The following is a 529-nucleotide window of genomic DNA, read 5'->3' on the forward strand; positions in this document are numbered from 1 at the left end:
GCTGTCGTCAGCTCGTGTCGTGAGATGTTGGGTTAAGTCCCGTAACGAGCGCAACCCTTGTCCTTAGTTACCAGCACGTTATGGTGGGAACTCTAAGGAGACTGCCGGTGACAAACCGGAGGAAGGTGGGGATGACGTCAAGTCATCATGGCCCTTACGGCCAGGGCTACACACGTGCTACAATGGTCGGTACAAAGGGTTGCCAAGCCGCGAGGTGGAGCTAATCCCATAAAACCGATCGTAGTCCGGATCGCAGTCTGCAACTCGACTGCGTGAAGTCGGAATCGCTAGTAATCGTGAATCAGAATGTCACGGTGAATACGTTCCCGGGCCTTGTACACACCGCCCGTCACACCATGGGAGTGGGTTGCACCAGAAGTAGCTAGTCTAACCTTCGGGAGGACGGTTACCACGGTGTGATTCATGACTGGGGTGAAGTCGTAACAAGGTAGCCGTAGGGGAACCTGCGGCTGGATCACCTCCTTAATCGAAAGATCGCAGCTTATTCATAAGCACCCACACGAATTGC

The 529-nt window shown here is 54.1% G+C and carries 1 rRNA gene; it reads left to right on the forward strand.

What is annotated here, in order from left to right:
• Positions 1 to 486 (forward strand): 16S ribosomal RNA (locus QYS36_RS14790); the annotation flags it as partial.
• Positions 487 to 529: the final 43 nt, after the last annotated feature.

Origin of the sequence: Pseudomonas sp. G34 (genome assembly GCF_031119625.1) — a bacterium.
Classification (GTDB): Bacteria; Pseudomonadota; Gammaproteobacteria; order Pseudomonadales; family Pseudomonadaceae; genus Aquipseudomonas.